Consider the following 7,416-nt stretch of genomic DNA (forward strand, 5'->3'; position numbering starts at 1 on the left):
GTGTTGCCTCTGGTGGAGCAGGACTTCGGCGATCGCGAAACGCGTCTTATGGATTGGGACGCGAAATACGTGGCGGCCGCAGGGGTCCCGAAGATTTGCCCGGCCCAAATCGACAGCCGGCTTGAGAAGACGTTACGGGATATTTCGGTTGCTACCTTCCGTGCCTGTCACTGCCGGGACTATGCTCGCGTCGATTTCCGGATCGATCGCTCCGGTCAGCCGTTTGTCCTAGAGATGAACTCGATGCCGTCGCTCACCATGCACTCCAGTTATGTTACTGCCGCAACGACCGCCGGACATAGCTTCTCGAGCTTGATCTATCGCATCCTCGATGTCGCCCACACCCGGTGTTTTGGGATCGGCATCCCCTAGGACCAAATTGTTTGATCCCAGGTTTTGATGGTTCATCATTGTCGTCCGAATCAAAGGATGTGCTATGGGCCAGATTCTGCATGGGAGCGCCACGACGACAGAGGCGGTCCGTCGAGCGATACAACATAGTCAAGCGAGCCTGAGGACGCCTTCGAAGCGCTACGGCGTCAACCCCAAGACGGTCGCGAAGTGGAAGAAGCGGAGTTCAACCGCCGATCTGCCCACTGGCCCCAGGGAGCCGAGATCGACGGTTCTGTCTGTCGAGGAAGAGGCCATTATTGTCGCCTTCCGCCGGTGTCGAGACCGGTAACTTCTCTGGGGTTAGGCGGCGCGCAGAAGGGGCGGTTTGGGCTTGAATAATGGAGGCACGTTCGGTTCTGGCTGTCGGAACGGTGCCCGCAGCCGATTGCGAAGTTCGCCATTGATCTCCGCCGTCCTGACCTGCATGAGCAGGTGCGCACCGTGGAGAGACCAGTCTGCTGCTTCTTGACCATGCGTTTGCCGACAAGCGAATTCACTGCTGACTCGGCGAGGCTGGTGGCGACACGAAGCCCAGCTCGATATCGCTTGCCATAGTTGACGATCGCGCCGCGGTTCGATCTGACATAGGTCAGGAGCTGCGAGCCGAGGCTATGAAGCCGTGCGATCGAGAACTCGCTGTCTCCTTGCGAATCCTTCACTCTCTCCAAGAGTTGCTCCAGGTCGCGGATCGCGCGATCGAGGCACCCATGCCACAGGCGCCACTTCACGGCTCTGACGTCCCTGTGGATGGTTGGAAGGGGCCTGGCACCGTCCGCGCGAGATCGAACCATGTGGTCGGCGATCTGCTGCATTGGTTGGAGCTTCATGGCGATGTGGAACCAGTCGATGATATGGCTGGTCGGCCTAGATGCCGTAATGGGCCGGCCTTCGCGAGCATAGCCAGGTTGGGTGGCTGTCCCTCAGAATGAAGGTGTTGAAACGGAGTCCGAGCGATAGGGCCCCAGTGCATTATTGGGACACAGATATACGGTAGCGGATCAGCGTCGGAGATTTTCGATGCCGAGTTCCTTCCATAGCCAGCGGAAGTCGTAAGTTGCCATGGGATCGTCCGGATCTGGCTGGCTTGCCGTACGGTTTTCGAGGTATTTGAGCCACTCGGCCGCTTTTTTCTGACCTTCTGGGGTTTTGACCGCCGTACGCGGCGAAATATTACCCAGCATTGCGATGGGCTCGTCGAGGGTCTCGCGATACTGCTTGTCCAAAAACTCATGAACGACTTTTGTGGCGATCTCAGGTGGCAGCTCCGGACCAGCCGTATCCTTGTCACGGGCGGGCCTTTCGGCAATCATCTGCTCGACGGTGCGGATTTCGGTGAGCGGCCTTCCAACCAGATCTTTCAGCGCGCCCTGTATCAGCGCCCTTCCTTTTTCGGCTCGGGCCGCCGAATTCGTCAACAGATGCAAGGTGCGACCTTTCACTTCAACATTTCCGAGAACCCGCGCACCGTCCTCCATAGTCGTGTCCCATGCGAGGTTGCCGGATTTACCGGCCTTAAGCCTTCCCTTCGGGACATCGCCAAGCCAGTTCCAGAATTTTGCGTTCTCCTGCCGCAGAGCCGGGACTGTCTTCAGCTGGGCGGTGATTTCTTTCTGGGTGATGCCGGATGCCAACGGGAAGCGGACATCGTGGAAGACGATTTCGTCTCCGTCGCCATTCTCGAAGGTTGTCTGCTCCATCCGCATCGTTCGGTCCAGGGCGTCGAACAGCCATGAGAGGGTAAATACCGGCGCGGCGTTTTGAAGTGCTTCGTCTGTTGGTACGGGCAGTTTTTTGGAGCGCCCCTTGCCGAAGATCGACCGCAAACCATCGAACAGCGCGTCGGAGGCTTCCGGCGTGAACGACAGCAATCCTCCACCAATGATGTTCTTGCCAGAGACGGAAACGATTCTGGCTGCAACTCGGTCCCATTGCTGCAATGTTTTCGTGGCAGTTCCCTCGCTGGCCAGGACAGGATCTCCACCGCGGATGAGATCGCGAGCCATCAGGGATTTGCCTGGCACGATGCCGCTGACTTCGTAGAGGCTCATGACCGATGTCCGGAGCGCCTTCATGTAGGCTTTCGCCTGTGCGCCTTCCTTCCAGCCGCGCCGCTTCAGATACTCGTCGACGATATTGCCGCCCTCAACGTCGACATCCTGAGTGAGGAAGTCCTCGAAGGCGCAGCCCCAAAGCGTCATCGTCCAATGCTCGCCGAGCATCTCGGCCAGATCATCGAACTCCATGTTGCCGGTGTCGAGAACCGGCCCGAAATGGTCGTCGAGAGTGTCTTCGAAACAATCGCGCCATTCATCGCGGGCGAGAAATTTCATCAGGCCCTTGAGGTCATGGCTACTGGGCATGGCCTTTTCCCACTTTTTGTCTGTGCTCGGCGATAATTCTCGATACCGTCGGCTGGCTGATTTCGTAAAGCCGCGCCATTTCGGCGGCTGATTTGCGTCCGGACAAGACGCTCTCGGCGATTTCCAGCCGTTTCTTTGGATTGAGCTTCTTGCGGCGGCCGCCGATCCTGCCCTCGGATCGCGCCAAGGCCAACCCTGCGGAGGTGCGTTCGCGGATCATGGCGCGCTCGAATTCGGCGAAGGAACCGACCATTTGCATCATCATGCGGCCTGACGGCGTCGTCGTATCGATCGCCTCGGTCAGCGAGCGGAACCCCGCGCCGGCGGCTTCGATGCGCTCCATGATATGCAGCACGTCCTTGAGCGAGCGCGACAGACGGTCGAGCTTCCAGACGACGACGGTGTCGCCCTCTCTCAAATGGCCGAGCATTTTGTGGAGTTCAGGCCGCTCCCAGCGACCGCCAGACGCCTCTTCCTCAAAGATGCGCTTGCAGCCGGCGTCAGTAAGCGCCCTGGCCTGCGCCTTGTTCGATTGCTCGTCGCCTCTGCTCACCCGGGCGTAGCCGATCAGCACTATTGCCTCTTTCAGAAACGAACGTTTGTGGAAGCCGACGGCACGTACGATGATTCGCCCGGCGGGGTCTTTCATAATCCTCTTTCATTATGACAGTGTAAGGCAAGAGGTTTGTGAAGGGATGAACGATGCCAGCGCGGATATCGATGACGGGAAGGCAACGGGACCATCTGCTGGCGTTGCCAAACACGGAAGATGAGGTTGTGCGCCACCACAGCCTCTCCCCCGATGACCTCGCAGCGATCGCACAAAGCCGGACGCCGGAGACCCGCCTCGGATACGCGCTTCAGCTCTGTTGCCTGCGCTACCCTGGCCGATATCTTCGGCGCGGCGAACTGTTGCCGGGCATCATGCTCGATCACATTGCCGAACAGGTCGGCGCCGACAGCGAGGCGATCGCGTTGTTCGCCCGCCGCGGAGCCACACGCTACGATCAACTGGCGGCGATCAAGCAGCGCCACGGATACCGCGATTTCACAAAGCCGGCCCGTGGAGAACTCGCTGCCTGGGCGGAGCGCGAGGCCATCGGGATTACCGATGGTCGTGTTTTGCTTGATCGATTGATCGGGCGAATGCGTGCCGAGCAGATCATTATTCCCGGCGTCAGCGTAATCGAACGCATGGCCGCCGCGGCGATGCACGCTGCGGACACCGCGGTGACCGCCGAGATCGGTTCCCTTGTGTCGGATCAACAGCGCGTGGAGCTTGACGCGCTTTTGTCGGACAAGATGCATGTTCGCCAGAGCCGGCTGTCGTGGCTGCGGGAGCCGCCCTCCCGCGTCGGCAGTCGGCCGCTGTTCGAGCTTTTTGACAAGCTCGCCCTCGTCCGCACGATCGGCGGCGCGGTCATCACATCGCGGCCGGAACTGGCGGCCCGCATGGCGCAGATGGCGCGAGAGGGCAGTCTTCATACGGCACAGGCTTTCCAGCAGATGGGATCTTCCCGCCGATACGCCGTGATGATGGCGACGCTGAGCGAGCTCGCAATCACACTCACGGACGCTGCGCTGACCATGTTCCAGTCGCTCGTCGGCCGTGCGAACCTGCGCGCCCGGAAGCGGCTCGAGGGGACGATCGCCGCCTCGGACGAGCAGGGCCGCACACGGCTGATCCGCATTGCCGACGTGCTTGAGGCCCTTGTAAAGACCGCCCGGAAAGGCGGTGACATCGCAGCGGCCGTCACCTCGGTCGCGCCGCTCGAGGTCGTCGAAGCCGACGCAGCCATCATTCGGCGCACCGTTCGCCCCGGAAGGCCGGACGTACTCGGCGAGCTTTCCCATGAGCACCGCGTGTTCAAGCAGATCGGCGCCCGGTTCCTGGCGAGCTTCACCTTCGAAGGCCGCCGCGCCTCGCAGCCATTGCTCGCGGCGATGGCTGTCCTGGTGGACCTTGGCGGTGACTGGCGCAAACCACTGCCAGAGAACTTGCCGCTCGCGCATATCGAACGACGCTGGTATCGCCACGTCTTCCAAAATAGCTCGATCGATCGCACCTACTACGAACTCGCTACCTTCTTCACGCTGGCCAACGCGCTTGCAAGCGGGGATGTCTGGGTGCCGGCATCACGGATCCATCGTTCACTGGATACGCTTCTCACATCAGCTTCACCCGCAACGAATCTCGTCCCCGCGCGGCTACCGACCGTTCCGGTGATCAGCGCCGAGATCTATATCGAGTCCCGCGCGGCCGAGCTCGATGCCGCTCTCCTCGTCACGGCACGCGGCCTGCCGGGGAAGGATGCGGCGATGTTCACCGGCGGCAAACTCCGTTTCCCAAAAGAGCAGAAAGACATCGAGGCCGAGAATGCTGGCGCCGTTTCCGCCTCCATCTACCGGCTGATGCCGCGCGTGCGGATCACCGACATGCTCGATCAGGTCGTTCGCTGGACGGGATTTACAGATCACTTCGGTCACGTCTCGACCAGTTTGCCGCCCGCCAACACGCGCGCCTTCATGGCGACGCTCATCGCCGAGGCGACCAACCTCGGCTTGTCGCGCATGGCCGAGGTATGCGGAGCGGGATCCCGCCGGGCGCTGTTGCGGATGCAGATGTGGCATATGCGCGAAGACACGTTCCGGGCAGCGCTCGCATGCCTCACCGATGCAATCCACGCCGAGCCGCTATCGGCCTGGTTCGGCGAGGGCTGGCGAGCATCGGCGGACGGGCAAGCCTTTTATCTGGGCGGCCCCGGTGAAGCTGGCGGTGCCGTCAACGCACATTACGGGCGCGATCCGATCGTCAAAATCTACACCACGATCACCGACCGCTACGCGCCGCTCCACCAGAAGGTCATCGCCGGCACCGCCGGAGAAGCAATTCATTCGTTGGACGGAATCCTTGGCCACGAGAGCACCGTGAACGTTGGGGCACTTCACGTCGATGGCGGCGGCGTGTCGGATATCGTCTTTGCCGTCATGCACTTACTCGGACTTTCCTTCGAACCCCGTATTCCGCGCCTGTCGGATCGCAAACTTTACGCGTTCGAACCGAAAGCCCGCTATGGCGGTCTGGCGCCGTTGTTCGGCCATCGTCTCGACGCCGGGCTGATCCGGGCGCACTGGGATGATATTCAAAAGGTGATCCATGCGCTCGGGAACCGGGTGGTGACGCCTTCGCTCATTCTGAAGAAACTCTCCGCTTACCGGCAGCAGAACAGCCTGGCAGCCGCGCTGCGCGAAATCGGCCGCATCGAGCGCACGCTCTTCACCTTGCGCTGGTTCGAGGATCCCGAACTTCGCCGCCTCGTCACCGCCGAGCTCAACAAGGGTGAAGCGAAAAATTCGCTCTCTCGAGCGGTCGCATTCCACCGCCTTGGCCGTTTCCGGGATCGTGGGCATGAAAACCAGACGAGCCGCGCTGCGGCCCTCAATCTCGTCACCGCCGCTATCATCCTGTTCAACTGCCGCTATCTCGGCCGCGCGGTCGAAGCGATGCGCCAGCGCGGAACGGCATTCAACGAGCGGCTAATCTCGCAGCTCTCGCCGTTGGGCTGGGACCATATCAACATCACTGGCGATTATGTCTGGTCCGACAGCCTGGTGGTCGACGGCGACGGATTCCTGCCGCTCAGGATCGGCGCCTCATAGCAGCCGCCGGCCCGCCTACCGTATATCTGTGTCCCAATAATGCACTGGGGCCGGCCTGATCAAAAGCGACCGCAGGATACGCCCATCACATCAACTGCAAAGCCGATGAAAGATAGTTGATGAAAGTTCAATACGGAGAAGAAGTGGCGAATCACTCTGACCCCGAGTCATGCGGGGCACATCGCGAGGTGTGCGTCGAAGCGTTGACAGGGGAAACCGGCAGGCCGGCCATTGAGCCGCGAAATGATCAATTCGGGATGCCGACGCTGTTAAGCGAAGCGGAAGGCAACACGGTGCATGGCGTTAATCGCAAGCCATGCCCCGATCCCGCGCGGTCGGAGACCCTGTGCATGCCGGGAAGTCTTTCATACGGAAGCAGCGAGATCTCATCAGTGTCCAGTGCAAATGGACTGGACGGGACTGGGAAGGTCGCTGACCACAAGCCAGTCATCGACGCTGATGAGAAGTCGGATACACCCATAGTACCGCAGAAGTTGCCGAACAAGGGAGATGATCCTGCGGAGGCGATGGAGGGAAGGGGTGTAATCGGAGGGAACGTCTTCGAAACTCCAGCGTGCCGGACGCAGAGCCGGATCAAACACGCTTCGATGGGTATCGAGGCGTACGGGAAGCCGCCAAACGGGACCCGAAGTTGCGTTTCACGACGCTGATGCACCACATTACCCCGACGCTATTGGTGGAGAGCTTCCATGCGCTTCGCAAGCAGGCGGCGAGCGGTGTGGACGGCGTGACGTGGTACGACTATGAGAAGATGCTCGACGGGCGTGTGCACGAATTACATCGGGAGATTCAATCCGGTGCATATCGTGCACAACCGTCCCGACGGGTCTACATTCCGAAGAATGACGGAAGACTCCGTCCCCTCGGCATTGCAGCGCTGGAAGAAAAAGTCGTGCAGATGGCCGTCACCACGGTTCTGAACGCGATCTATGAGCAAGACTTCCTCGGCTTCTCATATGGGTTCCGACAAGGAAGGGGACAG

The 7,416-nt window shown here is 60.6% G+C and carries 4 protein-coding genes and 2 pseudogenes; 4 read left to right on the plus strand and 2 right to left on the minus strand.

The genetic code is table 11. The features are described from left to right. Together ACFFNA_RS40545 and ACFFNA_RS40550 are read left to right on the plus strand one after the other, a co-directional pair. Positions 1–372, plus strand: a 372-nt coding sequence (locus tag ACFFNA_RS40545; protein ID WP_514132030.1) for a D-alanine--D-alanine ligase family protein, incomplete at its 5' end; no start/stop codon positions are given. A 64-nt stretch (positions 373–436) separates the two neighbouring features. Beyond that, positions 437–667, plus strand: a pseudogene (locus ACFFNA_RS40550) (IS481 family transposase); the annotation flags it as partial. A 724-nt stretch (positions 668–1,391) separates the two neighbouring features. Here ACFFNA_RS40550 and ACFFNA_RS40555 read toward each other — a convergent pair. Together ACFFNA_RS40555 and ACFFNA_RS40560 are read right to left on the minus strand one after the other, a co-directional pair. Further along, on the minus strand, positions 1,392–2,753 hold the full coding sequence (locus ACFFNA_RS40555) for a DUF7986 domain-containing protein (protein WP_378926055.1): 1,362 nt from the start codon (positions 2,751–2,753) through the stop codon (positions 1,392–1,394). Further along, positions 2,743–3,327, minus strand: a complete 585-nt coding sequence (locus tag ACFFNA_RS40560) for a recombinase family protein (protein ID WP_378926059.1) — start codon at positions 3,325–3,327, stop codon at positions 2,743–2,745. The genes ACFFNA_RS40555 and ACFFNA_RS40560 overlap by 11 nt, the downstream gene beginning before the upstream one ends. Before the next feature lie 128 nt (positions 3,328–3,455). Between ACFFNA_RS40560 and ACFFNA_RS40565 the strand changes: the two genes are divergently transcribed. Continuing rightward, positions 3,456–6,413 (plus strand): Tn3 family transposase, encoded by a 2,958-nt coding sequence (locus ACFFNA_RS40565; RefSeq protein WP_378926057.1) that lies wholly within the window; start codon positions 3,456–3,458, stop codon positions 6,411–6,413. Positions 6,414–6,987: 574 nt separating this feature from the next. After that, positions 6,988–7,416 (plus strand): annotated as a pseudogene (locus ACFFNA_RS40570) (group II intron reverse transcriptase/maturase); the annotation flags it as partial.

Origin of the sequence: Mesorhizobium kowhaii (assembly GCF_042431665.1) — a bacterium.
Classification (GTDB): Bacteria; Pseudomonadota; Alphaproteobacteria; order Rhizobiales; family Rhizobiaceae; genus Mesorhizobium; species Mesorhizobium kowhaii.